Origin of the sequence: Bacillus glycinifermentans (assembly GCF_001042475.2) — a bacterium.
GTDB lineage: Bacteria > Bacillota > Bacilli > Bacillales > Bacillaceae > Bacillus > Bacillus glycinifermentans.
The window spans coordinates 533,247-556,220 of sequence record NZ_LECW02000004.1 but is presented as its reverse complement, the minus strand read 5'-3'; the positions used below and the strand labels follow the sequence as shown (position 1 = coordinate 556,220).

Here is a 22,974-nt window from a genome sequence, read left to right as displayed (position 1 = left end):
GGCTTCCGCAGCTTTTTTGTATCAAATGCTTTTTTTCATGCCGCATTGCCGGCATTCCCGCAAGAATTGCCCGTTTTTTACAGAGCTTTTGAAGAGCGTGTAATCACAATTGTCACAGCGGCCGTGACGGACATCAGGATACTGATTATAGTCGTAAACTATTGTCAAATCATACCCTTTTGTTTCATATTCTGATTCTATCATATTTTTCACCTGCGCTTTTATCATCAGCTAATAGGATAACAGAAGGAGATGAAAAATGAAATATACTTTGCAGTTATACATGAACACGATTCGTTTCTTTTTTATCAAACCGTATACCCCGTTTGCATAAATCGCGCTCAGGTTCACAGAGAATGCGGCCTCAGAAAAAACGGCTTTGGCCGGGATACTTTCTTATCAGATTTTCCTCATAACAATTATCAATCTTTCAAACTACTGAAAAAGTATTGTTTTAATAAAAATATTTATTTTTTATCGAACTTATTCATAATTGAATGCGCAATATGTAAAGCGTAAAATAACTGTGTCACAAAAAAGTCGAAAAAACATATAACAGGCAGGCATGGAGGACATGCCCTTATACTTGTAAGATAAGCTGTAAAAGGGGAAGAAAACATGAAGAAGAAAGTGTTCATCTATTTGGCGATCGCTGCTGTGATGATAAATGGTGTCTGCAGATGGGCGGAGAAAACGTCCAGAGAGGAATTTCAGCGCCAGGCAGGCGACAGATATGCCAATTTCGAGGAACTAAAAGCGCATGAAAAAAACAATTATAGCATCGACTATCATGAAGAAGCCGGAAGCGACTGTCTCATTTTTTCTCCCCACGGAGGAAGAATTGAAGGCGGGGTCAGCGAGCTTGTCCGCGCGTTTAACGACGATTTCTCAACATATTTATTTGAAGGAAAAAAAGATGAGAACAATTCAAATTTGCACCTGACGAGCACAAATTTTGATGAGCCGCTGGCCATGCAAAAAATAAAAGAATATCACTACACGATCGCGTTTCACGGATATTCGGGAGACCAGCCGCATACTTTGGTCGGGGGCACGGACAGAAGGCTGGCGAAAGCCATCGTCAGATCGCTCGAAAAATCAGATTTTTCTGCCGAACTGGTGAAAAAGGACGGGAAATTCGCCGGAACGAATCCTGAGAACATCAACAACGAAAGCCAAAGCGGGTTAAGCGTACAGCTGGAAATCAGCACCGCGCAACGAAAAGAATTTTTTGAGGATTTTTCCTATAAAAAAAGAGCCGAAACAAAAACGCGGACGTTTTATCGGTATGTCCGTGCGGTTCGAAAAGTATTGGAAGACAAATGTTAAGGCGCAAGCTTAATTTTATCATTCTTGAGGAAAAACATGTTATTCTATGATCTGCCACATCAAAAAGGGGGAATTCGAAAATGGCGCGCAAAAACAGCATCATTCAGGAATTTTTATCACACCGCACAGTGACGGAAGAATTGATTCAAAAAATCGACGAAAAACATCTGGACTACAAACCGACTGAAACATCAATGTCTGCGAAAGAATTGGCTGTTCATATTCTCGACTCTTTTTATAAGTTTGCTTTGACGGCTAAGGAAGGGAACCCGGCCGCATTTAAACAGAAGGCGGAAGAGACGGACGGAAGCCTTGCTGAGCTTGCGAAAACGTATACCGAGAAAACGAACAAGCTGCTCGAATCTTTTACTGATGAGGACTTGGACCGCGAAATCGATCTGACGACGACATTCGGCATGAAAGTGACAGCTGAACAGCTTATTCAATTTGCGATCGGCCATGAGATTCACCACAAAGGCAGCCTGTTCGTCTATGTCCGTGAAATGGGACATACCGATCTGCCGTTATACGTCAAAATCCGCTGATCTCTCAAAAAAACGCAGTCATAAAGAATACGATAGCGGCGCGGTGAGCACATTATGGATAAAACCTAAAGGAGGATGCCATGATGAATACACAGCGCGCCCAGGAAATCGTCGAATCGCCGGTGATGGTCGACGTCACCTACAACGGCCGGCCGATTTATATTCAGCATGTCGATCAGCAGAATGAAACCGCGAGAATTTATCCGCTCGGCCAGCCTGAAAATGAACAGGAAGTGCCGCTGGCCAGCCTAAAAGAGCAGTAAAAGAAATCCACTTTTTTCCGAAGGGGATTTCTTTGCCGTTTGGGAAACCTGGACGGAGATGAAGGAAATGCCTGGTCCGTGTGCATTACCTGAGATTCTCAATAAGGAAATTCAGTCTGTTTTAGCTTTAGACTGAGCCAAACGAAAAAACACTCGAATAGCGCGAGTGTTTTTTCGTTAATTGATGATTTTGATGATCCCTTTGAAAGCCCACCTCAGCAAATAAAACAAAGGCTCGACCAGGTCTGCGAAAGGGGAAAAATCCCACTTATTATGCTTTCGTCTGCTTTCTTTCATATTCTCCAATCTCGCCTCTCCTTTCATAAAAGGCATACGGCTGGAGCGCCGGCCGGGTTTCATTTTCTTTTGCTTTATGAAAGAAATTTATTTTTTCTGGCGGCCCATTGTTTTTGCAGCCAGCTTCGTTTGTAAAGAAAAGAGATCAATTCCATCCAACATTTTGGGAGCTTTTGCGGGAATCCGTTTTTTTTATAAAAGATTTGATAAGCTGTTTTTAAGTCATCCCACTGTGTGCATTGTTTCGTTTGCGTAAATCTGGCGACATCGATGACTTTTACTCGTCCTGACGGTGTCAAGATCAGATTGCGGAGGTGAATGTCAGACGGATTTAATCCGGCCAGCCGCGCATCGTGTAGAGCCCGGTCGACTTCCATCACCATTTCATCATCGATAGGAATGCCTTGATGTAAACACTCATAAAACGTATGGCCCTTAATATACTCCATTAAAATATATGAGCGACCCGTTTCATAAATATCCGGATAATAGGAAGACCCTGACAGCCTTTTGTATATCTCCGCTTCTTTTTCGGCGGTTTTTTGAAATTCGGGGAAAAAGACCTTCAGCGCCATCTCTTTTCCCTGATCGTTCAGTTTGAAAACATAAGCGCTTCTTCCTTTCCCGATTAATTTTATTTCATCAGGTTTTTGGACAAGCTTGTTAAATTTTTTTTTCGTGTCATATACGACGGCTTCTGCAAAGGTTTGCGCTTTCGTCACGTTACGTTCACCTTCTTTTTTAGGGGCTCAAAAAAGAAAACTCTATATTGTTGTTTATACATGAGAATGGGCGACTTTGCATCCTAAATGCTTGGAATCAAGATGATTCACTGGAAAAGTAACAATTGTAAACAGCCTGTAAAATAATTCTCCGCTCCCTCATGCGCATTTTCTTATAAACAGCAGGAAGCGGTTAAATTCCAAACGCGTTGGTCAAACTATGGGTAAAATCGTGAAGGCAAAAAGAAGGTGATGTAATGAACAGCCGGAAAACGCGGAAGAAAATCGGTTTTATGCTAGGAGGTTTGTCTCTTGCTATCGTTTTTATCTTTCAGCAAAAGGCTTCGGCAAACGATCCGGCCGCAGATCAAAAAGTTCACATCCAGTTTGAAAAAGTGTATTTGGACGGCGATGTAGGCATCGAAAATCGAGAAGAAACCATCGGCAAAGCGGAGGATGTGAAAGCTGCATACAAAGGATGGCGGCTTGTTGATCAAAAAAAGGGCTTTATCCTGCTTCGCAAGCAAGTCGATGACATCTCACCGCTCAGCAAAACGAACGGTTATATCGGCGTGACAGAAGAAGGCGTCATTTCAACGTTTCACGGACGTCCTGACGTTTTATCAGAGCCGATACAATCCTTTTTTCAGATTGATATAAAACGGCTTGAAAGCCGCATGGCCGAGGATCTTCAAAAAGGCATTCCATATCGGACGAAAAAGGAATTTGAACACGTCATTGAGGCTGTGAAATCGTCCGGAAGCAAGCATCATGTAAAGGATATGAAGACATGACACCGTTATGTCTTTTTTTAAGTGATTAGCGTAACCGTACTTCTTCCGTCTCGGCGAACATATGTTAACTTTTTCATTCTAGCTTTGCCTGTTTTATGTTACAATGAAGAGCAGTCAAAGAGGTGAATGAACGTTGATCGAATTTGTCAAGGGGACCATTGCATATGTATCGCCCCAATATATCGTTATTGAAAACGGCGGAATCGGATACCAGATCTTTACGCCGAATCCGTTTATTTATAAAGAAAACAACGAAGAAACGATTTATACATATCATTACATCAGGGAAGACGCGTCTTCTCTGTACGGGTTTTCAACAAGGGAAGAAAGAATGCTGTTTGCAAAGCTGCTTGATGTAACGGGAATCGGCCCTAAAGGAGCGCTTGCTATCCTTGCTTCCGGCGATCCCGGGGCCGTCATTGAAGCGATTGAAAATGAGGACGAAGCGTTTCTCGTCAAATTCCCCGGTGTTGGAAAGAAAACAGCGAGACAGATCATTCTCGATCTAAAAGGGAAATTGGCGGACGTCGCCCCGGCGATGGCGGCAAGCCTGTTCAATCATGAGGAGCGTGAACAGGCGCATGAAGCGGCAACCGCCCTTGAAGAAGCGCTCGAAGCGTTAAGCGCGCTCGGCTACTCCGAGCGCGAGATTAAAAAAGTGCAGCCTCACCTGAAAAAAGAAGAGGCGCTTTCGACAGATCAATATGTCAAAAAAGCACTGCAAAAACTATTAAAGTAAGGTGATGTTCATGGATGAGCGGCTCGTATCAAGTGAACTAGACAACCATGAATCAGCGATTGAGCTAAGTTTGAGGCCGCAAAAACTGGCTCAGTACATCGGCCAGGAAAAGGTCAAAGATAATCTCAGAATCTTCATCGAAGCTGCGAAAATGAGGGAGGAGACGCTGGACCATGTCCTGCTGTACGGACCTCCAGGACTGGGAAAAACGACGCTTGCCGCAATCATCGCAAACGAAATGGGAGTGAACATCCGCACGACATCAGGACCTGCGATCGAACGCCCCGGCGATTTGGCGGCGATCCTGACGGCGCTTGAACCTGGCGATGTTTTATTCATTGACGAAATCCACCGGCTGCATCGTTCGATAGAAGAGGTACTGTATCCGGCAATGGAAGATTTCTGTCTTGATATCGTCATCGGAAAAGGGCCGTCCGCCCGTTCCGTCAGGCTCGACCTTCCGCCTTTTACGCTCGTCGGCGCGACCACAAGGGTAGGGCTATTGACAGCGCCACTCAGAGACAGGTTCGGCGTTTTGTCAAGGCTTGAGTACTATACGCAAGACGAGCTGTCAGACATCGTCGAGAGAACGGCGGAACTGTTCGGAGTCGACATCGACCCCCTCTCCGCCCGGGAGATTGCAAGGCGGTCAAGGGGGACGCCGCGGATTGCCAACAGGCTCTTAAGAAGGGTCAGAGATTTTGCCCAGGTTCTCGGCAACAGCTCCATAACGGAAGAGGTGGCGGTTGACGCGCTTGAGCGCCTTCAAGTTGACAGGCTCGGGCTCGACCACATCGACCGCAAGCTTTTAATGGGCATGATCGAAAAATTTGGCGGCGGCCCTGTAGGCATCGATACGATCTCAGCCACGATCGGAGAGGAATCCCATACGATTGAAGATGTGTATGAGCCGTATCTTCTTCAAATCGGATTCATCCAAAGGACTCCGCGGGGACGCATCGTGACGCCTGATGTTTACACCCATTTTAAAATGGAGGTTCCAAGACATGACTGACTTTCCAAAAATGCTGATGCTGCTTGGCGCTGTCATTTTTGCCGTCGGTTTATTCATGCAAATCATCGGCAAGCTGCCGGGGGATATTTTTGTAAAAAAAGGGAATGTGACATTTTTCTTTCCCGTTGTCACGTGTATTGTCATCAGCATCATCCTGTCCGTGTTGTTCTCGATCTTCGGACGGATGAAGTGAGGCATAAGTACAGATAGAATAAGGTGAAAAAAATGAAAGTGGATTTGTTTGATTTTGATCTGCCGGAGCGTCTCATCGCCCAGGTTCCATTAAAAGAGCGGGACGCTTCGCGGCTGATGGTGCTTGACAAAAAAACGGGGGACATTACCCACAGTTCTTTTAAGCACATCATCGATTTTTTGAACCCGGGCGATTTACTCGTGCTGAACGATACGAGGGTTCTGCCTGCGCGCCTGTTCGGCATCAAAGAAGAAACGGGTGCCAAGGTTGAAGTCCTGCTGTTAAAGCAGGAGGAAGGCGACGTGTGGGAGACGCTTGTCAAACCCGCCAAGCGGGTCAAAAAGGGCACAGTCCTGACGTTCGGCGACGGCCGCCTGACGGCGGTCTGCAAGGAAGAGCTCGATCACGGAGGAAGAAAAATCGAGTTCCGCTATGAAGGGATTTTTTACGAAGTGCTTGATTCGCTCGGCGAAATGCCGCTTCCTCCTTACATTAAAGAACAGCTCGATGATAAGGAGCGCTACCAAACGGTGTACTCCAAGAAACAAGGTTCTGCTGCTGCGCCGACGGCCGGGCTGCATTTTACGGAAGAGATTTTAAAAGAGCTCGAGGAAAAAGGCGTGCAGATTGCATTTATCACGCTTCACGTAGGACTCGGAACGTTCAGGCCCGTCAGTGCGGACAATGTCGAAGAGCATGACATGCATGCTGAGTTTTATGAAATGACGGAAGAAACAGCCGCGATCTTAAACCGTGTCAAAGAGGACGGGGGACGGATTATTTCCGTCGGTACGACATCGACGAGAACCCTTGAAACGATCGCATCTGAGAATGACGGGCGCTTCAAGGAAGCAAGAGGCTGGACGTCTATCTTTATTTATCCGGGATATACGTTTAAGGCTATAGACGGGATGATTACGAACTTCCATCTCCCAAAATCGTCACTTATCATGCTTGTCAGCGCGCTTGCGGGCAGGGAGCACATCCTTTCCGCATACAGAACAGCCGTTGAACACGAATACCGCTTCTTCAGCTTTGGAGATGCCATGTTGATTCAATAAATTTCAAAAGATTGGAGGGCTCATATTTTGTCGCAGCAACCGATACGCTATGAGTTCATAAAAGCATGCAAACAAACAGGAGCCAGGCTGGGGAAAGTGCATACCCCCCACGGCTCATTCGAAACGCCGGCATTCATGCCGGTAGGAACGCTTGCCACCGTGAAAACGATGTCGCCCGAAGAACTGAAAGAAATGGGCGCCGGCATCATTTTAAGCAACACGTACCACCTGTGGCTGAGACCGGGACATGAGATCGTCAAAGAAGCGGGCGGCCTTCACAAGTTTATGAATTGGGACCGCGCCATTCTGACCGATTCCGGGGGCTTTCAGGTGTTTTCATTGAGCGAATTCCGCAAAATTGAAGAGGAAGGCGTTCATTTCCGCAATCATTTAAACGGGGATAAGCTGTTTTTATCTCCTGAGAAAGCGATGGAGATTCAGAACGCCCTCGGCTCCGATATCATGATGGCTTTTGACGAATGCCCGCCTTATCCGGCAGAATACGATTATATGAAAAAGTCGGTTGAACGGACGAGCCGCTGGGCGGAGCGGTGCCTTGCCGCTCATAAACGGCCTGGCGACCAAGGGCTGTTCGGAATCGTTCAGGGCGGCGAATATGAAAATTTAAGAAAACAAAGTGCAAAAGACTTGATTTCCCTTGATTTCCCGGGCTATGCTATAGGGGGACTATCCGTCGGCGAACCAAAGGATGTCATGAACCGTGTATTGGAGTTTACGACGCCTTTGCTTCCTGCGGACAAACCGCGGTATTTAATGGGAGTAGGCTCGCCTGATTCTCTTATTGACGGCGCCATACGCGGCGTTGATATGTTTGACTGCGTGCTGCCGACCAGAATCGCGCGCAACGGAACGCTCATGACGAGCGAAGGGCGGCTCGTCGTCAAAAATGCCAAGTATGAAAGGGATTTCAGACCGATTGACGAACATTGCGACTGCTATACGTGCCGCAATTATTCGCGGGCGTACATCAGGCATTTAATCCGCTGCAATGAAACGTTTGGAATTCGTTTAACTTCTTATCATAATCTTTATTTTCTGTTAAAATTAATGGGGCAAGTGAGAGATGCCATTCGTGAAGATCGTTTAGGTGATTTCCGGGAAGAGTTCTTTGAGCGGTACGGATTTAATAAACCGAATGCTAAAAGTTTCTAGCCGCATAAACGAGGTAAGCGATAAAACCAATTGAAAGGGGTGAAAAAATAATGGAGATGCTTGGAACATTACTTCCGATTATTTTAATGTTTGCGGTTCTTTATTTCCTGTTGATCCGCCCTCAGCAAAAGCAGCAGAAAGCTGTCCGTCAAATGCAGGAGGAGCTGAAAAAAGGGGATAAGGTCGTAACGATCGGCGGCCTGCACGGTATCGTCGATTCGATTGACGAAGAGAAAGTTGTGATCAAAACCGGCGATGGTACACGTCTGACATTCGACCGCCGCGCAATCAGAGAGGCGGCAGCCGAATAGGGAACGATAAGCATGCTTATACATAAGCAAATGTGAGGGAGCGGAGTTCATCCGCTCCCTCGCTTTTTCTCGGTCTCCCTAGGCGCGGCTCCCGTGAAGATTGACCCCGAATATCCCGCCCAGCGCGCTGACGCCCATGAACCCTGCATGGTACAGCACCTGCTTGACATTGAAAGCCTCGCCGAAGCCCAGATATTGAAACAAGAGCACCGTAAGCGAGAAGCAAAGGGCTGTCAAGGCCCCGATCAGCCATCCTTTTTCCTTTGCTTTCCCTCCCGAAATAAAGCCGCCGATGAACAACGTAATAAAAGATATGGCGGTAATGAACCAGCTGAATGAGCTTTCCGTTAATGATGTTAATGTTAGTAAAAGAGACACCACAAGGCTTCCCGCAAACATGAGCGCAAACATCACGACCAAGCTGTACAGGATCCCTTTGCCTACTTGTTTTGGCTCGTTCATCACATACCTCCTTTCTGGAAATGGATGGGCTCGTCTTTTTAAATGTATTCGGGCCGGTCCCGAAATAGACTAAGCCCTTCCCTGCTTTTTGTACATAAAAGCACGTTTTTAACAAACGCTATGACAAAAAGGTTCAGAAAAAGGAGGCGGCCGTTTTGGAAGAGGTCCTCACTCTTGTATTTCGGACGATCTTTTTGTATGTCCTCATTCTCGTCCTGTTCCGTTTAATGGGAAAACGAGAAATAGGAGAGCTGAGCATACTGGATCTCGTCGTATTCATTATGATGGCCGAAATTGCTGTTCTGGCCATTGAAAAAATCGACGACAACATTTTTCATACGATCGTGCCGATCCTTGTATTGACATTGATCCAAGTATTTTTTGCATACTTGTCGCTGAAAAGCCAAAAAATCCGCCATCTTCTCGATGGAAAACCGACGATTATCATCGACCGCGGAAAGATTGACGAACGGGCGATGAGAAGCCAGCGCTATAACTTCGACGACCTCTTAACACAGCTGAGAGAAAAGAACATCGAGCGGATTGCGGATGTATCATATGCGATACTGGAGCCGACCGGCGAGCTTTCGGTGTTTACAAAAGACCGTACAGACAGCCGGATTGAACTGCCGCTTATTGTTGACGGAATCATTCAACATGAACATTTAGAACAGATTGGAAAAGATCGTAAATGGCTTGAGCGAATGCTCGAAAAAAAGGGGTACCTCAGCCTTTCCGGCATTTCTTTCTGCACGTATCACAACGGCTCTTTTTTTATTGACCTTAAAGATGAACACAAACCGTAACAAGCTACGAAATCCAGCGGCCGAACGGAGGAAACCGCTGGATTTCCTCTTTTTTGATAAGCCTGAACGCGATCAATAGGAACATATACAGAAAGCTCGAAAGCATGACGCAAAAGAGGAGGCGCACCGGTTCGGACTGCTCAAGGAAAAGGTGCTGTTTCATCCACAAGCTCATCCAGCCGGATATGAAAATGACGGCAAACGACAGCATGTATTCCTTCAGATTGATGCTGATGGGGAGGACTTTGCTGACCGTCGCCGCATGCAGAAGCGTAACAAGGATCATGCCGGTGACGATTGCCAGTGCAGCCCCCATGATGCCGAGCGAAGGCCGTGAAGCGAGCACGAAAATCAGCCCCGTTTTGACGACCGCTCCGACCAGGCTGTTCATCATCGCCGCACCGGCCAAATTTAATGCCTGCAAAACGGCCTGAAGTGGCCCCTGGAAGTAATAAAATAAAAAGAGCGGAGCCATGACTTTGACATAGATGGAAGCGTTTGTCGATCCGTACATCACGCTGACAAGCTCATCCGCATATGAAAACAGGATCACAACCGAAATTCCCCCGCTTAACAGGCAAAGCCTCATCGCCTGTTCGAGCCGGTATTCGACGATGTGCATTTTTTTCTGTTCAATCCCTTCGCTGATGGCGGGAACGAGCGCCGTTGACAACGAATACGTAATAAAGCTCGGAAGGGTGAGCAGCGTCAAGGCGAATCCCGTCAGCTCCCCGTACTGGCTGGTTGCCGCTGAAGCGGCGATGCCTGCAATTGCGAGGCTCTGAGCGACAACGATCGGTTCAAAGAACCAGGACAAGTTCCCGATAAACCGGCTGCCGGTCGTCGGAAGCGAGACGCTCATCAGCTCAAAAAACGTGCTCCGCCCCGATTTCAATGACTGGAAAAACCGTTTTCGAATTCTGATTTTCTTTTTATATTTAAAAGCGATAAACAAATAAAGCAGGGAAGCGAGTTCGCCGAAGACGGAAGACAGCATCGCCCCGGCTGCCGCAAATTCGATGCCGAACGGCAGAAATGCCGTTGTGCAGACGGCCACAAGCGAGATGCGGACGATCTGTTCAAGGACTTGGGAAACGGCAAGCGGCCTCATATTCTGCTTTCCTTGAAAATAGCCTCTCAGCACGCTGGAAACTGCGATAATGGGGACGACCGGCGTGACAGCCAAAAGCGGATAAAGCGTTCTTTCATCCGTAAAAAGCGTTTCGGCCATCAGCGGCGCATAAATAAGGAACACCGGGGTAATGAGCGCGCTGAGCACGCCCGTAATCGCCAGCGACATGACTAAAATCTGTTTCGTCTTCCTGTGGTCGCCCCTGGCTTCAGCTTCCGCCACGAGCTTGCTGATGGCGACGGGGAGGCCGAATTGGGTAAGGGTCACCGCAAGGAAAAACGTCGGTGCCGCCATCATGTAAAGGCCTACGCCTTCCTCGCCGATGAATCTTGCGATCACGATCCGGTTGATAAAGCCGAGCATTCTCGTAATCAAACCTGCTGCTATTAAAATGAGCGTGCCTTTTAAAAACGTTTGCTTGGTCATTTCTTAGTCCCCTGCCTTCTCAAACAACCTTTAATCATATACAATAAGATATGCGCATACATCGTCCAAGCATGACAAGTCTCTCTGAAAAAATATGAAAGGAGCGTGGCTTTGCATGGACAAACATCCGGCTGATATGTATAAAGACCACTTAAAGCCTTTTCTTCTCAGCAAGCTGGAAGAATTTATGATCCTGGGTTATGATGATATTGAAATAAAGGAATTGTGGTCATACTTATTGAATAAGAAATGGAAGAATCATAAGGATGTCCAAATTCATCAGCTGGCTGGCGATATTTTATCAGTGAAAATTGGCGAATTTATGAACTATGCAACCGTAGAATCGTTTAAAACGTCTAATTTACTCGACAGCAAAGAAGGGCAGGACATGCTCGACGAGCTGCTGAAATGACCGTCGATTTTTTGGGTTGATTTAAGGAGGAAATACATAATGAAAAAAGGACGCTTGATTGCGTTTTTCCTTACCGTTCTATTGATCGGTACTGGACTTGGAATTTTGACGAAGCCGGCTGCCGAAAACATAAGTCTCGGCCTTGACCTTCAAGGCGGCTTTGAAGTTTTGTATGAAGTTCACCCTGCCAAAAAAGGCGATAAGATCAACAGGGACGTCCTCGTCAGCACGGTTGAGGCGCTGAACAGAAGGGCGAACGTGCTGGGCGTAAGCGAACCGAACATCCAAATTGAAGGAAACAACCGGATCAGGGTTCAGCTTGCGGGCGTCCACAATCAGAACAGGGCGCGGGAAATTTTATCAACACAGGCCGAGCTTACCTTCAGGGATACGAATGACAAGGAGCTTCTGAACGGTTCGGATCTCGTCGAAAACGGCGCAAAGCAGTCGTTTAAGCCGGATACGAATGAACCGATCGTTACGATCAAGCTGAAGGATGCGGACAAGTTCGGCGAAGTGACGAAGAAAGTCCTCGCCATGCAGCCGAATAACCAGCTTGTCATCTGGCTTGACTACAAAAAAGGCGATTCATTTAAGAAAGAATCGCAAAAGGCGGATCACAAATATATTTCTGCGCCAAACGTAAGCCAGGTGCTGAATACCTCAGACGTTATGATCGAAGGGAAGTTCACGATTCAGGAAGCTAAAGACATGGCGAGCATTTTGAACGCCGGAGCCCTTCCCGTCAAATTGACGGAGAAGTACTCGACATCAGTCGGTGCGCAGTTTGGGGAACAGGCTTTACACGATACTGTGTTTGCCGGAGCTGTAGGTATCGCTATTATTTTCTTATTCATGCTTTTTTATTACCGTCTGCCTGGATTGATTGCAGTCATTACGCTGTCCGTCTACATCTACATCACCCTGCAGATCTTTGACTGGATGAACGCCGTTCTCACGCTTCCGGGGATCGCGGCGCTTATCCTCGGGGTCGGTATGGCTGTTGACGCCAACATTATTACCTATGAGCGGATCAAAGAGGAGATCAAGCTCGGAAAATCGGTTCGCTCCGCTTTCAGGGCAGGAAACAGACGGTCGTTCGCGACGATTTTTGACGCAAACATTACGACGATACTGGCCGGAGCCGTTTTGTTCGCCTTCGGGACAAGCTCTGTCAAAGGGTTTGCGACGATGCTCGTTCTGTCGATTTTGACAAGCTTTGTCACGGCCGTTTTCCTATCGAGATTTTTGCTCGGCCTGCTCGTTGAAAGCCGCTGGCTCGACAGGAAAAAAGGCTGGTTCGGCGTCCGGAAAAAGGATATTCTGGATATCGCGAAAACAGATGAAAATACAGAGCCGCCGACACCGTTTGACAAATGGGATTTTGTCAGCAAACGCAAATGGTTCTTCGCGTTTTCCGGCGTACTCCTTGCCGCGGGAATCGTCGTTCTGCTTATATTCAGGCTGAACCTCGGCATCGATTTCTCCAGCGGTGCGAGAATCGAAGTTCAAAGCGGCCATAAGCTGTCAACCGAACAGCTTGAAAGCGATTTTGAACATCTCGGGCTTAAACCCGATTCGATCGTCCTTTCAGGAGAAAAAGAGAATCATGGTGTCGCAAGATTTGTAGGCGTACCGAATCAAAAGAAAATTGCCGAAGTGAAAAACTATTTTAAAGACAAATACGGCAGCGAGCCGAACGTAAGCACCGTATCGCCGACCGTCGGCAAGGAGCTGGCGAGAAACGCGCTTTATGCGGTGATCATCGCCTCGATCGGGATCATTTTGTACGTATCGATCCGCTTCGAATACAAGATGGCGATCGCGGCCATTGCTTCATTGCTGTATGACGCATTTTTCATCATCGCCGTCTTCAGCCTCACGAGGCTCGAGGTTGATGTTACGTTCATTGCGGCGGTGCTGACCATTATCGGTTATTCGATCAACGATACGATCGTTACATTTGACAGAATCAGGGAGCATGTGAAGAAACGCAAGCCGAAAACGTTCAGCGATCTGTCGCATATCGTGAACTTAAGCTTGCAGCAAACATTCACGCGTTCGGTGAATACGGTGCTGACCGTCGTCATCGTTGTCATTACGCTTCTCATTTTTGGCGCTCCGTCGATTCGAAACTTCTCGATCGCGCTCTTGATCGGTCTTTTAAGCGGCGTGTATTCATCGCTGTACATCGCAGCCCAAATCTGGCTTGTCTGGAAAGGCCGGGAATTAAAGAAACCGAAACAAAAAACGAAGGAAGACTAAACATCGGGACTGTCCATGCTCTGGACAGTCCTTTTTAACTGTTTATTGGCCTGATTGATCTTAAAAATGACTTTTGCTATAATGACTAGACTCCGAATATGCACGTGTTTAAGGACATATGAACACAGAAGAGGTGGACGTTATGAGAATGCGCGAATCTGATCTGCCGGGCATCGGCAGAAAAGTAGAAATATTTACGCGCGACGCGGAAAAGATAACGATTATTCTTCATGAAAACGGAATGAGAGAGCTGTATCACTTTCATGAACATGATGATGAAGAATGCGTGTCATCCATGTGCTTTGATGATGATGAAGCAAGGCAAATATCGGCGATCCTCGGGGGAGTCGCGTACAAGCCAAAGGCAATCGAAACGGTCGAAGCTGCCATTGATGAGCTGACAATCGAATGGTTTAAAATAGAAGCGGGATCAGCGGCCGCACAGCAAACGATCAGTTGCCTCGGCATCGGTGAACACTACGGCGTCACCGTGATAGGCGTCGTCAAAAAAGACGGTGACAAAATTCTAAACCCGGTTTCAGAAACGATGATGAATGAAGGTGATACGCTGGTGATTTCCGGAGAAAGAAAAGAATTAAGACGCCTCATTCAGGAAAAGCTGACCGCGTCAGAGTAATTTGTATGTAAGCGTGTTCTTATAAGGGTGCGCCTTGTTTTCTTGTTTACAAATGAAGCATTGCTACGTGAATGGGGTGATATATGATGAACAAACAATGGACATTAATTGCTGCACTTATATTTACACTGGTCGTCGCGATTTTTGCGGTTATCAATGTAGAGCCTGTAAAGGTCGATTTTCTGTTTGCCACAGCCGAATGGCCTTTGATTCTCGTTATTTTGGTTTCGGTGCTGATGGGTGCCCTCATCATCGGCTCTGCCGGCGCTTTTCAGTTGATGAGGCTGAAGAGGGAGCTCAGGGCGCTCAGAAAAGAAGAACGGGCAAAAAAACCGGAAGCTGAGGCAGAGCCGCACGCATCCGCTGATTCGAACGATTGAAGAATGTACGAAAAAAATTGAATCCCCTCAGCCGACTCTAGTATAATAGGGTGGTTGAGGGGTGAATTTATGTTAGCGTCAAAAATGCGTTGGGACGTGCAAACGCCCGACAAAGAAAAGGTGGAGTCGCTCTCCGGAGAATTGGGCATCACTCCCCTTGCCGCCTCATTGCTTGTCATGAGAGGCTATGATACAGCCGATAAAGCAGCTTCGTTTTTATATGGCAAGGATGCTGTCTTTCATGATCCCTATCTGCTAAAAGATATGGAAAAAGCTGTACGGCGAATCAAGCAGGCAATTTCGGAACACGAACAGATCATGATTTATGGAGATTACGATGCGGACGGTGTGACAAGCACGACCGTCCTTTTGCAGGCTTTGAAAACATTTGGAGCAAACGTCGATTTTTATATACCGGACCGTTTTAAAGAAGGCTACGGTCCCAATGAAGCCGCTTTCCGCCAGATCAAAGAACAGGGCTGTTCTTTAATCATCACGGTGGACACAGGGATTGCCGGCGTTCATGAAGCGGATGTCGCCAAAGAACTCGGCATCGATCTGATTATCACCGACCACCACGAACCGGGACCGGTTTTACCTGATGCATATGCGATCGTCCATCCGAAGCAGCCCGGCTGCAGCTATCCGTTTAAAGAGCTTGCCGGCGTTGGGGTGGCATTCAAGCTTGCCCACGCGCTTCTCGGAGAGGTTCCCGAAGAGCTGCTCGACCTGTGTGCCATCGGGACGATTGCCGACCTCGTGCCGCTTCATGATGAGAACAGGCACATCGCCAAGCTTGGCATCTCACAGTTTAAGAAAACGAAGCGGCCCGGTTTAAAAGCGCTGACGAAGATCGCGGGAGCGGAGATTCAGCAGGCGAATGAAGAAACGATCGGTTTTCAAATCGCGCCCCGCATCAACGCCGTCGGCAGAATTGAGCAGGCTGATCCGGCCGTTCACCTTTTGAACACAGAGGATGAAACAGAAGCGGAAGAGCTCGCCGCAGAAATTGACAGCTTGAATAAAGAGCGGCAAAAAATCGTCAATCAGATCACCGATGAAGCGGTTCACATGATAGAGGAGCAAGGTCTTGACCAATCAGTTATCGTCGCGGCGCGGCCCGGCTGGAATCCCGGTGTGGTCGGGATCGTCGCTTCAAAGCTTGTCGAACGGTTTTACCGGCCGGCCATCGTGCTCGGAATCGATGAAGAAAAAGGCATCGCCAAAGGATCTGCGCGCAGCATCAAAGGCTTTGATCTGTTTCAAAACCTCTCGGAATGCCGGGACATCCTTCCGCATTTCGGCGGCCATCCGATGGCGGCAGGGATGACGCTCGATCAAGAAGACGTCGAGGTACTGAGGGAAAGGATCAATCGCCAGGCCGAAGCCGTCTTGACGGAGGAAGATTTCATTCCTGTGCAGGAAGTCGATCTTTGCTGCCGCTTGGAGGATATCACGGTTGACAGCATCGCTGAAATGAACATGCTCGCTCCATTCGGCACGGGAAACCCGAAGCCTTTCGTACTCGTTGAAGAGGCCGAAATCGAAGAAGCGAGAAAAATCGGCGCCAATCAAAATCACTTGAAGCTCCTGCTCGCCGATGGACAGGCAAAGCTGGACTGCGTCGGTTTTTATAAAGGGGAAATCGAGGAAAACGTCGTTCCCGGAGCGAAGATTTCTCTCGTCGGCGAACTGTCGATCAACGAATGGAACAACAGAAAAAAACCGCAATTAATGATAAAAGATGCAGCCATAAAAGAATGGCAGCTTTTTGATTTAAGAGGAAAGCGGTCATGGGAAGAAAAAATTCTGAAATTGGACCCCGAAAAGCGTACATTCATTTGTTTTCGGGAGGAAACAAAAACAAAACTGGCGGAAACCGGCCTGCGTGATGAGCTGATTGTGATCAGAGGCGAAGAAGAGGCAATGGAGCTCGATCTACATAATCGCTATGCCGTTTTCATCGATACGCCGCAATCGATTGATATATTTGACCATGCTGTAAAAGAAAAACGGCTGGAGCGGATGTATTTAATTTTCAACCAATCTGATGATCACTTTTTTTCCACATTTCCGACAAGGGATTATTTTAAATGGTATTATGCTTTTCTTCTGAAAAGAGGCTCTTTTGACCTGGCGAAATACGGCGGAGAGCTGGCCAGGCATAAAGGCTGGACAAAAGATACAATCGATTTTATGACAAAGGTGTTTTTTGAGCTCGGTTTTGTTACAATAGAGAATGGTGTTTTATCTGTTGTATATGGTGCGGCAAAACGGGATTTAACAGATTCTGAAACGTACCGGAAAAAACAGCGCCTGATTGAATTGGAGCAAAAGCTCGTCTATTCTTCGGCGGATGAGCTTAAACAGTGGCTGAATAAGCGGATGAATGAGAATTCTGAAGCTTTGAAAGTATGAGGAGGACATGAAAACAGATGGATTTGAAGAAATATGTAACAATTGTACCGGATTACCCGAAGGAAGGCGTACAATTTAAAGATATTACAACATTGATGGATAAAGGAGAAGTCTATCGCTACGCGACTGATCAAATTGTCACCTATGCGAAAGAAAAACAAATTGATCTTGTCGTCGGTCCTGAGGCGAGGGGCTTTATCATCGGCTGCCCGGTCGCGTACGCTCTCGGAGTAGGTTTTGCGCCCGTCCGCAAAGAAGGAAAACTGCCCCGTGAAGTGATCAAAGTCGACTACGGCTTGGAATATGGAAAAGATGTACTGACCATCCATAAAGATGCCATTAAACCGGGACAGCGCGTTTTAATCACGGACGACCTTCTCGCAACAGGGGGAACGATCGATGCAACGATCAAGCTTGTCGAAGAGCTCGGCGGCATTGTGGCAGGAATCGCATTTTTGATCGAGCTGACGTATCTGGAAGGAAGAAGCAAACTTGACGGATACGATATTTTAACCTTGATGCAATACTAAACAAATTTTATACTATAAAAAGCACTCATAAAAAGCGGGTGCTTTTTTCCTATTCCAAAAAATGTTGCATGCCGGTGTGTTCTTTTTTATTTCTTCTCTTTACATCTGTGACATTTTTCTTGATAATAATTACAATACAGTTTTTCAATTATAAAAAAGGTGATTCCATGGCGAACGAACAAGTATTAACTGCTGAGCAAGTCATCGAAAAGGCGAAATCTTACCTTTCCGATGAACATGTTGCTTTTATAAAAAAGGCTTATCAGTATGCGGAAGACGCACATCGCGAACAGTACCGCAAATCGGGTGAGCCGTACATTATCCATCCGATCCAGGTGGCGGGCATTCTGGTCGATTTGGAAATGGACCCTGCAACGATAGCGGGCGGATTTCTCCACGATGTTGTTGAAGATACGAGCGTCACGCTCGAAGATTTAAAAGAAGCATTTAACGAAGAAGTCGCAATGCTCGTCGACGGCGTCACAAAGCTGGGGAAAATTAAATATAAATCACAGGAAGAACAGCAGGCGGAAAATCACCGGAAAATGTTTGTGGCTATGGCTCAGGATATCCGCGTCATTTTGATTAAGCTGGCTGACCGCCTTCACAACATGAGAACGCTGAAGCACCTGCCGCAGGAAAAACAGCGGAGAATCTCGAATGAGACGCTGGAAATTTTTGCTCCGCTGGCGCATCGCCTTGGGATTTCAAAAATAAAATGGGAACTTGAGGACACAGCTTTGCGGTATTTAAACCCGCAGCAGTATTATCGAATTGTCAATTTAATGAAGAAAAAGCGGGCCGAGAGGGAATTGTACGTCGAAGAAGTCGTAAACGAAGTGAAAAAGCGCGTCGAAGAAGTCAACATTAAAGCGGAGTTCTCAGGTCGTCCAAAGCATATATACAGCATCTACAGAAAGATGGCCATGCAAAATAAGCAATTCAACGAAATCTATGACTTGCTCGCAGTGCGCATTTTAGTCAACAGCATCAAAGACTGCTACGCTGTTCTAGGCATTATTCATACGTGCTGGAAGCCGATGCCGGGACGGTTCAAGGATTACATCGCAATGCCGAAGCCGAACATGTACCAGTCACTGCATACGACCGTCATCGGTCCGAAGGGCGATCCGCTCGAAGTGCAGATCAGGACATTCGAAATGCACGATATCGCCGAGTACGGGATTGCCGCGCACTGGGCGTATAAAGAAGGCAAGAGCGTCAATGATGATGCAAGCTTTGAGAAAAAATTGTCCTGGTTCCGCGAGATTTTGGAATTTCAAAACGAGTCAAGCGATGCCGAAGAGTTTATGGAATCACTTAAAATCGATTTGTTTTCCGATATGGTGTTCGTATTTACGCCGAAAGGCGACGTCATCGAGCTTCCGTCAGGCTCCGTGCCGATCGATTTTTCATACAGAATTCATTCGGAAATCGGAAATAAAACGATCGGGGCCAAGGTGAACGGCAAAATGGTCACGCTGGATTACAAGCTGCGTACCGGGGACATCGTTGAAATTTTGACGTCCAAGCATTCCTACGGTCCGAGCCAGGACTGGATCAACCTTGCCCAGACGTCCCAGGCGAAGCATAAGATCCGCCAGTTCTTTAAGAAACAGCGCAGGGAAGAAAACGTTGAAAAAGGGCGGGAGCTCGTTGAAAAAGAGATTAAAAACCTCGATTTTGATGTGAAAGACGTGCTGACTCCCGAGAACCTGCAAAAAGTGGCCGATAAGTTTAACTTCTCTAATGAAGAGGATATGTATGCGGCTGTCGGCTATAACGGCATTACGGCAGCTCAGGTCGCCAACCGCCTGACGGAAAAAGAACGGAAAATGCGCGACCAGGAAGAGCAGGTGAAAACCGTTCAGGAAGTGACGGTTGAAACGAAGCCTTATCAAGGGAAAAAACGCGAAGCCGGTGTTCGCGTAAAAGGCGTTGACAACCTTCTCATCCGCCTTTCTAAATGCTGCAATCCCGTTCCGGGCGATCCGATCGTCGGATTCATTACGAAGGGACGGGGCGTGTCCGTGCATCGTGAAGACTGCCCGAATGTTTTGACAAATGAAGCGCTTGACCGGCTTATTCAGGTCGAGTGGGAGCATGAGCCGCAAACGCAGCGAAGAAAAGAATACAATGTCGAAATTGAAATTTTGGGATATGATCGCCGCGGCTTGCTGAACGAAGTACTTCAAGCCGTCAATGAAACGAAAACGAATATTTCATCCGTCTCCGGCAAATCGGACCGCAACAAAGTGGCCACGATCCATATGGCCATTTTCATCCAAAATATAAACCATTTGCACAAAGTGGTCGAACGGATTAAGCAAATTAAGGATATTTATTCAGTGCGCCGGGTGATGAATTAGGGGGAAATCGTCATGAAATTAGTTGTTCAGCGCGTCACAGATGCGAGCGTCACAGTCGGCGGCGAGATTGTCGGCAAGATCGGACTCGGATTGCTCGTGCTTGTCGGCGTGACTCACGATGATACGAGGGAGGATGCCGAATATTTAGCTGAAAAGCTCGTTAACCTCAGAATTTTTGAAGACGAAGCCGAAAAAATGAACCTTTCCCTGTTGGATACAGGAGGTTCTATTCTGTCAGTATCTCAATTTACATTGTACGGAGATACGAAAAAGGGGCGCCGGCCGAATTTCACAAAAGCGGCCAGACCGGATGCAGCGCGTAAGCTTTACGAGGAATGGAACACCCTTCTCCGGGAAAAAGGGGTGCCTGTCGAAACGGGCAGGTTCGGCGAGATGATGGATGTCAAATTGACAAATTCCGGACCCGTTACTTTTATCATGGATTCAAAAGCGTAAAAAAGCCGCCTTATGGCGGCTTTTTTATGTCGAATTTTGCAGGAAAGAAGCTGTCCGTGCGCGAATTTCCCGCGGAAGGCTATGATGCTTCCTGTTGGAACAGATTAGTAAATCTGTTCCAACAGGTTTTTGATATAGGGAATTGCATAGACTATAACGATAAAAGCAGGCGGAGCCGCCTGCTTTTTTAATTAAAATAATTTTCAAGACCGTTTCTGATTCCGTCTGTCACTCTTTCGCGATAACCGTTTGTGCTCACGATCGCTTCATCCTGGGGATGGCTTAAGTAGCCGAGCTCAAACAGAGCGGCAGGGCGGTTGTTTTCCCTTAATACGAAATAATCCCCGAATAAGACGCCGCGGCTTGGCAGAGGCGACTGTTTTTCGATTTCGGACTGAACGTCCGCGGCCAGCCCCTTGTCTTTAGACGGGCTGTAATAATAGGCCGTGTTTCCTCTTACAGAGGCATTTGCAAAACTGTCGAAGTGAATGCTGATAAAAGCGTCGGCATTGCGGTAATGAGAGGTCGCAACACGCGACTGCAGACTGACGAAAGAATCGTCATTGCGTGTCATATAGACGTTGACTCCGTCTGCTTTGAGCTTTGCTGCAAGAAGCTTCGCCGTTTTGATGGTCAGCCTTTTCTCGAGCGTTCCCCGCGTACCGATTGTCCCGCTGTCATGTCCGCCATGACCCGCATCAATGACAATCGTTTTGTTTTTGATCGATCCGCTTGAGCCGGACGGCTTTGATAAAGCAGGCTCTGAATCGCCTGAATCTCCGGAAGGTCCTGATTGATCAGACGTCTGAACGACCCAGTTTGCAATGTACGCCGAATTTCCGTTCGGCAGGGCAATTTCATACCAGTCGCTCTTCTTCCCGGTAATCGGGTAAGATTCGCCTTTTCCGGCGCGTTTAACGACAGATGATGAAGTCGACGGCTCGCTTCTGATATTCGTACCGTCGTACACGATGGTCGCATTCTCGCCTGAGCTGGATGCGCTGCCGGCGCTTTCGGAACCGGAATCCTTTTCATCGTCCGTCAAAATATAGTGGCTTGCGACCCAGCCTTTTTGTCCGTTGAACTCGATTTCATACCACCCGTGCTGTTCATTCAAAATCGTCACAGCCGTATTTCGTTTCAGCGAGGCGATGATTCCAGCCTGATGGGAGGCCGAGCTTCTGACATTCAGGGACGAGACGCCGACAGTTCCTGATTTTTGAGAAGCGCCGCTTGAGGACGATTCCTTCGCAGAAGCACCGCCGGAGACATAGTCGGAGTGAACCCAGCCCGTTACATTTTGATAGGAGATCTTGACCCAGCTTCCGTCCGTTTTTAGGAGTGCGGCCTTTTCCCCTTTAGGGAACGTGCCGCCCACTTCGTATGAAGTGCCGGGCCCTTTTCTGATTCTTAAATCAGTAGCGGTGGATGTTACTTGTCCGCTTTTTGCTTCAGAGGATACAGATCCGCCTGATGCCTGTCCTTTTTTCTTAATGAGCCAAGAGACGACCCAGCCCTTTTGTCCGCCGGAAAGCCGGATTTGAACCCAGTCTCCTTTTTCCTCCACAATCGGATACGTTTCATCCCGCTTGACGACGCTGACGATGTCATGGCTCAGTCCGGGTCCACTTCTGACGTTGATTTTATCAGTGACGACCACGGCTTCCCCTATGGCCGCAGAAGCTGTATTGGGTGATGTATACAAGGCCGCTTGAGCGATCAGGATTATCGAGAGGATCAAGATTGCACTCTTTCGCATAATAATTCTTCATCTCCTCCTTTCTTAGAAAACTTGAAAACAGTACTTCTTCCTTTATATCGTATAATCCTTGCTGTTTTTTTAATAAAATGAAAATGATTTGTTTATACTATAGAAAAAAGCGATCTAAAGGATGTTGCGAGATGAGGTATGATCATCGTATGGGAAAAGCGATTCATGAACAAGAGGCGAATTTGCATCTTAAGGATCATGTGGATCCTGAGCATATCGGCTATCTGGAAGAAACGGCGACAGAGCTCGGTCTGACGTCAAAAGAATCGATCAAGAATAAAAAGAACCGCATTTAGGGTTGACACACAAACGTAACACCCGTATTATAATATAAATTAGTGTACATATAAGTTAGAACTGAAGATGGAGAATAGTAGGTAAGAGTACGTGAAAAGAGAGGAACCGCCTTGGGCTGAAAGCGGTCTGCACGGTATCTTATCCGAATGAACACTCCGAAGGTTTCCCGCT

General features: G+C 47.2%; 26 protein-coding genes and 1 other annotated feature (1 of these 27 cut by a window edge). Of the genes, 20 read left to right on the top strand and 6 right to left on the bottom strand.

The window, feature by feature from the left end; genetic code table 11:
* Window positions 1–21 precede the first annotated feature (21 nt).
* Window positions 22–201, bottom strand: coding sequence for a DUF8096 family protein (locus AB447_RS25060; RefSeq protein WP_096892173.1), 180 nt, complete (start codon window positions 199–201; stop codon window positions 22–24).
* A 417-nt stretch (window positions 202–618) separates the two neighbouring features.
* Between AB447_RS25060 and AB447_RS05690 the strand changes: the two genes are divergently transcribed.
* From AB447_RS05690 to AB447_RS05680, 3 genes are all read left to right on the top strand, one after another.
* Window positions 619–1,329 carry a poly-gamma-glutamate hydrolase family protein gene (locus tag AB447_RS05690; protein WP_048353535.1) on the top strand — a complete coding sequence of 237 codons (711 nt, stop codon included), beginning with the start codon at window positions 619–621 and terminating at the stop codon, window positions 1,327–1,329.
* Window positions 1,330–1,409: 80 nt separating this feature from the next.
* Window positions 1,410–1,874 (top strand): DinB family protein, encoded by a 465-nt coding sequence (locus tag AB447_RS05685; RefSeq protein WP_048353536.1) that lies wholly within the window; start codon window positions 1,410–1,412, stop codon window positions 1,872–1,874.
* A gap of 83 nt (window positions 1,875–1,957) precedes the next feature.
* Entirely contained in the window at window positions 1,958–2,137 is a 180-nt protein-coding gene (locus AB447_RS05680) for a small acid-soluble spore protein H (protein ID WP_046132089.1), read from the top strand.
* Window positions 2,138–2,314: 177 nt separating this feature from the next.
* Here AB447_RS05680 and AB447_RS27205 read toward each other — a convergent pair whose 3' ends face one another.
* Window positions 2,315–2,443 carry a hypothetical protein gene (locus AB447_RS27205; protein WP_269769341.1) on the bottom strand — a complete coding sequence of 43 codons (129 nt, stop codon included), beginning with the start codon at window positions 2,441–2,443 and terminating at the stop codon, window positions 2,315–2,317.
* Between the two features lie 65 nt (window positions 2,444–2,508).
* Entirely contained in the window at window positions 2,509–3,156 is a 648-nt protein-coding gene (locus AB447_RS05675) for a phosphotransferase (RefSeq protein WP_048353537.1), read from the bottom strand.
* A gap of 257 nt (window positions 3,157–3,413) precedes the next feature.
* On the opposite strand from AB447_RS05675, the gene AB447_RS05670 reads away from it, so the two are divergent.
* The 7 genes from AB447_RS05670 to yajC all read left to right on the top strand — a co-directional run bounded on the left by AB447_RS05670 (window position 3,414) and on the right by yajC (window position 8,442).
* Window positions 3,414–3,950: a BofC C-terminal domain-containing protein gene (locus tag AB447_RS05670; protein WP_048353538.1), complete on the top strand. Its 537-nt coding sequence runs from the start codon at window positions 3,414–3,416 to the stop codon at window positions 3,948–3,950.
* Between the two features lie 133 nt (window positions 3,951–4,083).
* On the top strand, window positions 4,084–4,689 hold the full coding sequence (gene ruvA, locus AB447_RS05665) for a Holliday junction branch migration protein RuvA (protein ID WP_048353539.1): 606 nt from the start codon (window positions 4,084–4,086) through the stop codon (window positions 4,687–4,689).
* 10 nt (window positions 4,690–4,699) lie between these two features.
* On the top strand, window positions 4,700–5,704 hold the full coding sequence (gene ruvB / locus AB447_RS05660; protein ID WP_048353540.1) for a Holliday junction branch migration DNA helicase RuvB: 1,005 nt from the start codon (window positions 4,700–4,702) through the stop codon (window positions 5,702–5,704).
* Entirely contained in the window at window positions 5,697–5,897 is a 201-nt protein-coding gene (locus AB447_RS05655; protein ID WP_048353541.1) for a DUF2905 domain-containing protein, read from the top strand. The genes ruvB and AB447_RS05655 overlap by 8 nt, the downstream gene beginning before the upstream one ends.
* Before the next feature lie 32 nt (window positions 5,898–5,929).
* Entirely contained in the window at window positions 5,930–6,958 is a 1,029-nt protein-coding gene (queA, locus tag AB447_RS05650; RefSeq protein WP_048353542.1) for a tRNA preQ1(34) S-adenosylmethionine ribosyltransferase-isomerase QueA, read from the top strand.
* 27 nt (window positions 6,959–6,985) lie between these two features.
* On the top strand, window positions 6,986–8,131 hold the full coding sequence (gene tgt / locus AB447_RS05645; protein WP_046132096.1) for a tRNA guanosine(34) transglycosylase Tgt: 1,146 nt from the start codon (window positions 6,986–6,988) through the stop codon (window positions 8,129–8,131).
* A gap of 50 nt (window positions 8,132–8,181) precedes the next feature.
* A complete protein-coding gene (gene yajC / locus AB447_RS05640; protein WP_048353543.1) occupies window positions 8,182–8,442 on the top strand; it encodes a preprotein translocase subunit YajC in 261 nt (86 codons plus the stop codon).
* 78 nt (window positions 8,443–8,520) lie between these two features.
* Here yajC and AB447_RS05635 read toward each other — a convergent pair whose 3' ends face one another.
* Window positions 8,521–8,904, bottom strand: a complete 384-nt coding sequence (locus AB447_RS05635) for a TIGR04086 family membrane protein (protein WP_046132098.1) — start codon at window positions 8,902–8,904, stop codon at window positions 8,521–8,523.
* A gap of 155 nt (window positions 8,905–9,059) precedes the next feature.
* Here AB447_RS05635 and AB447_RS05630 point away from each other — a divergent pair, with 155 nt between their 5' ends.
* A complete protein-coding gene (locus AB447_RS05630; RefSeq protein ID WP_048353544.1) occupies window positions 9,060–9,710 on the top strand; it encodes a DUF421 domain-containing protein in 651 nt (216 codons plus the stop codon).
* A 4-nt stretch (window positions 9,711–9,714) separates the two neighbouring features.
* On the opposite strand, the gene spoVB is transcribed toward AB447_RS05630, so the two are convergent.
* Window positions 9,715–11,268: a stage V sporulation protein B gene (spoVB, locus tag AB447_RS05625; RefSeq protein WP_048353545.1), complete on the bottom strand. Its 1,554-nt coding sequence runs from the start codon at window positions 11,266–11,268 to the stop codon at window positions 9,715–9,717.
* Window positions 11,269–11,383: 115 nt separating this feature from the next.
* Between spoVB and AB447_RS05620 the strand changes: the two genes are divergently transcribed.
* From AB447_RS05620 to dtd, 8 genes are all read left to right on the top strand, one after another.
* A complete protein-coding gene (locus tag AB447_RS05620; RefSeq protein WP_048353546.1) occupies window positions 11,384–11,680 on the top strand; it encodes a post-transcriptional regulator in 297 nt (98 codons plus the stop codon).
* A 39-nt stretch (window positions 11,681–11,719) separates the two neighbouring features.
* Entirely contained in the window at window positions 11,720–13,945 is a 2,226-nt protein-coding gene (gene secDF / locus AB447_RS05615) for a protein translocase subunit SecDF (protein WP_048353547.1), read from the top strand.
* A gap of 142 nt (window positions 13,946–14,087) precedes the next feature.
* A complete protein-coding gene (locus AB447_RS05610) occupies window positions 14,088–14,582 on the top strand; it encodes a cation:proton antiporter regulatory subunit (RefSeq protein WP_048353548.1) in 495 nt (164 codons plus the stop codon).
* An 86-nt stretch (window positions 14,583–14,668) separates the two neighbouring features.
* Window positions 14,669–14,962, top strand: a complete 294-nt coding sequence (locus tag AB447_RS05605; protein ID WP_048353599.1) for a LapA family protein — start codon at window positions 14,669–14,671, stop codon at window positions 14,960–14,962.
* A gap of 69 nt (window positions 14,963–15,031) precedes the next feature.
* Entirely contained in the window at window positions 15,032–17,380 is a 2,349-nt protein-coding gene (gene recJ, locus AB447_RS05600; protein WP_057957465.1) for a single-stranded-DNA-specific exonuclease RecJ, read from the top strand.
* A 17-nt stretch (window positions 17,381–17,397) separates the two neighbouring features.
* The gene (locus AB447_RS05595) at window positions 17,398–17,910 is read left to right on the top strand and encodes an adenine phosphoribosyltransferase (RefSeq protein ID WP_046132106.1); all 513 of its coding nucleotides are present in this window, start codon (window positions 17,398–17,400) and stop codon (window positions 17,908–17,910) included.
* A gap of 167 nt (window positions 17,911–18,077) precedes the next feature.
* Window positions 18,078–20,279 carry a RelA/SpoT family protein gene (locus AB447_RS05590; RefSeq protein WP_048353549.1) on the top strand — a complete coding sequence of 734 codons (2,202 nt, stop codon included), beginning with the start codon at window positions 18,078–18,080 and terminating at the stop codon, window positions 20,277–20,279.
* Between the two features lie 12 nt (window positions 20,280–20,291).
* On the top strand, window positions 20,292–20,735 hold the full coding sequence (gene dtd, locus AB447_RS05585) for a D-aminoacyl-tRNA deacylase (RefSeq protein ID WP_048353550.1): 444 nt from the start codon (window positions 20,292–20,294) through the stop codon (window positions 20,733–20,735).
* Window positions 20,736–20,922: 187 nt separating this feature from the next.
* Here the strand turns inward: dtd and AB447_RS05580 are convergent, their stop codons facing one another.
* Window positions 20,923–22,494, bottom strand: a complete 1,572-nt coding sequence (locus tag AB447_RS05580) for an N-acetylmuramoyl-L-alanine amidase family protein (protein ID WP_048353551.1) — start codon at window positions 22,492–22,494, stop codon at window positions 20,923–20,925.
* A gap of 143 nt (window positions 22,495–22,637) precedes the next feature.
* Here AB447_RS05580 and AB447_RS26150 point away from each other — a divergent pair, with 143 nt between their 5' ends.
* Window positions 22,638–22,802, top strand: a complete 165-nt coding sequence (locus AB447_RS26150) for a YrzK family protein (protein WP_096891867.1) — start codon at window positions 22,638–22,640, stop codon at window positions 22,800–22,802.
* Between the two features lie 55 nt (window positions 22,803–22,857).
* Window positions 22,858–22,974, top strand: a binding site (T-box leader); it runs 120 nt beyond the window's last position.

Excerpts from the sequence above, each read along its gene's own strand:
- AB447_RS05690 (WP_048353535.1), top strand. The coding sequence starts at position 619 with ATGAAGAAGAAAGTGTTCATCTATTTGGCGATCGCTGCTGTGATGATA.
- AB447_RS05685 (WP_048353536.1), top strand. The coding sequence starts at position 1,410 with ATGGCGCGCAAAAACAGCATCATTCAGGAATTTTTATCACACCGCACA.
- AB447_RS05680 (WP_046132089.1), top strand. The coding sequence starts at position 1,958 with ATGAATACACAGCGCGCCCAGGAAATCGTCGAATCGCCGGTGATGGTC.
- AB447_RS05670 (WP_048353538.1), top strand. The coding sequence starts at position 3,414 with ATGAACAGCCGGAAAACGCGGAAGAAAATCGGTTTTATGCTAGGAGGT.
- ruvB (WP_048353540.1), top strand. The coding sequence starts at position 4,700 with ATGGATGAGCGGCTCGTATCAAGTGAACTAGACAACCATGAATCAGCG.
- AB447_RS05655 (WP_048353541.1), top strand. The coding sequence starts at position 5,697 with ATGACTGACTTTCCAAAAATGCTGATGCTGCTTGGCGCTGTCATTTTT.
- queA (WP_048353542.1), top strand. The coding sequence starts at position 5,930 with ATGAAAGTGGATTTGTTTGATTTTGATCTGCCGGAGCGTCTCATCGCC.
- yajC (WP_048353543.1), top strand. The coding sequence starts at position 8,182 with ATGGAGATGCTTGGAACATTACTTCCGATTATTTTAATGTTTGCGGTT.
- AB447_RS05635 (WP_046132098.1), bottom strand. The coding sequence starts at position 8,904 with ATGAACGAGCCAAAACAAGTAGGCAAAGGGATCCTGTACAGCTTGGTC.
- spoVB (WP_048353545.1), bottom strand. The coding sequence starts at position 11,268 with ATGACCAAGCAAACGTTTTTAAAAGGCACGCTCATTTTAATAGCAGCA.
- AB447_RS05620 (WP_048353546.1), top strand. The coding sequence starts at position 11,384 with ATGGACAAACATCCGGCTGATATGTATAAAGACCACTTAAAGCCTTTT.
- secDF (WP_048353547.1), top strand. The coding sequence starts at position 11,720 with ATGAAAAAAGGACGCTTGATTGCGTTTTTCCTTACCGTTCTATTGATC.
- AB447_RS05610 (WP_048353548.1), top strand. The coding sequence starts at position 14,088 with ATGAGAATGCGCGAATCTGATCTGCCGGGCATCGGCAGAAAAGTAGAA.
- AB447_RS05605 (WP_048353599.1), top strand. The coding sequence starts at position 14,669 with ATGAACAAACAATGGACATTAATTGCTGCACTTATATTTACACTGGTC.
- recJ (WP_057957465.1), top strand. The coding sequence starts at position 15,032 with ATGTTAGCGTCAAAAATGCGTTGGGACGTGCAAACGCCCGACAAAGAA.
- AB447_RS05595 (WP_046132106.1), top strand. The coding sequence starts at position 17,398 with ATGGATTTGAAGAAATATGTAACAATTGTACCGGATTACCCGAAGGAA.
- AB447_RS05590 (WP_048353549.1), top strand. The coding sequence starts at position 18,078 with ATGGCGAACGAACAAGTATTAACTGCTGAGCAAGTCATCGAAAAGGCG.
- dtd (WP_048353550.1), top strand. The coding sequence starts at position 20,292 with ATGAAATTAGTTGTTCAGCGCGTCACAGATGCGAGCGTCACAGTCGGC.
- AB447_RS05580 (WP_048353551.1), bottom strand. The coding sequence starts at position 22,494 with ATGCGAAAGAGTGCAATCTTGATCCTCTCGATAATCCTGATCGCTCAA.
- AB447_RS26150 (WP_096891867.1), top strand. The coding sequence starts at position 22,638 with ATGAGGTATGATCATCGTATGGGAAAAGCGATTCATGAACAAGAGGCG.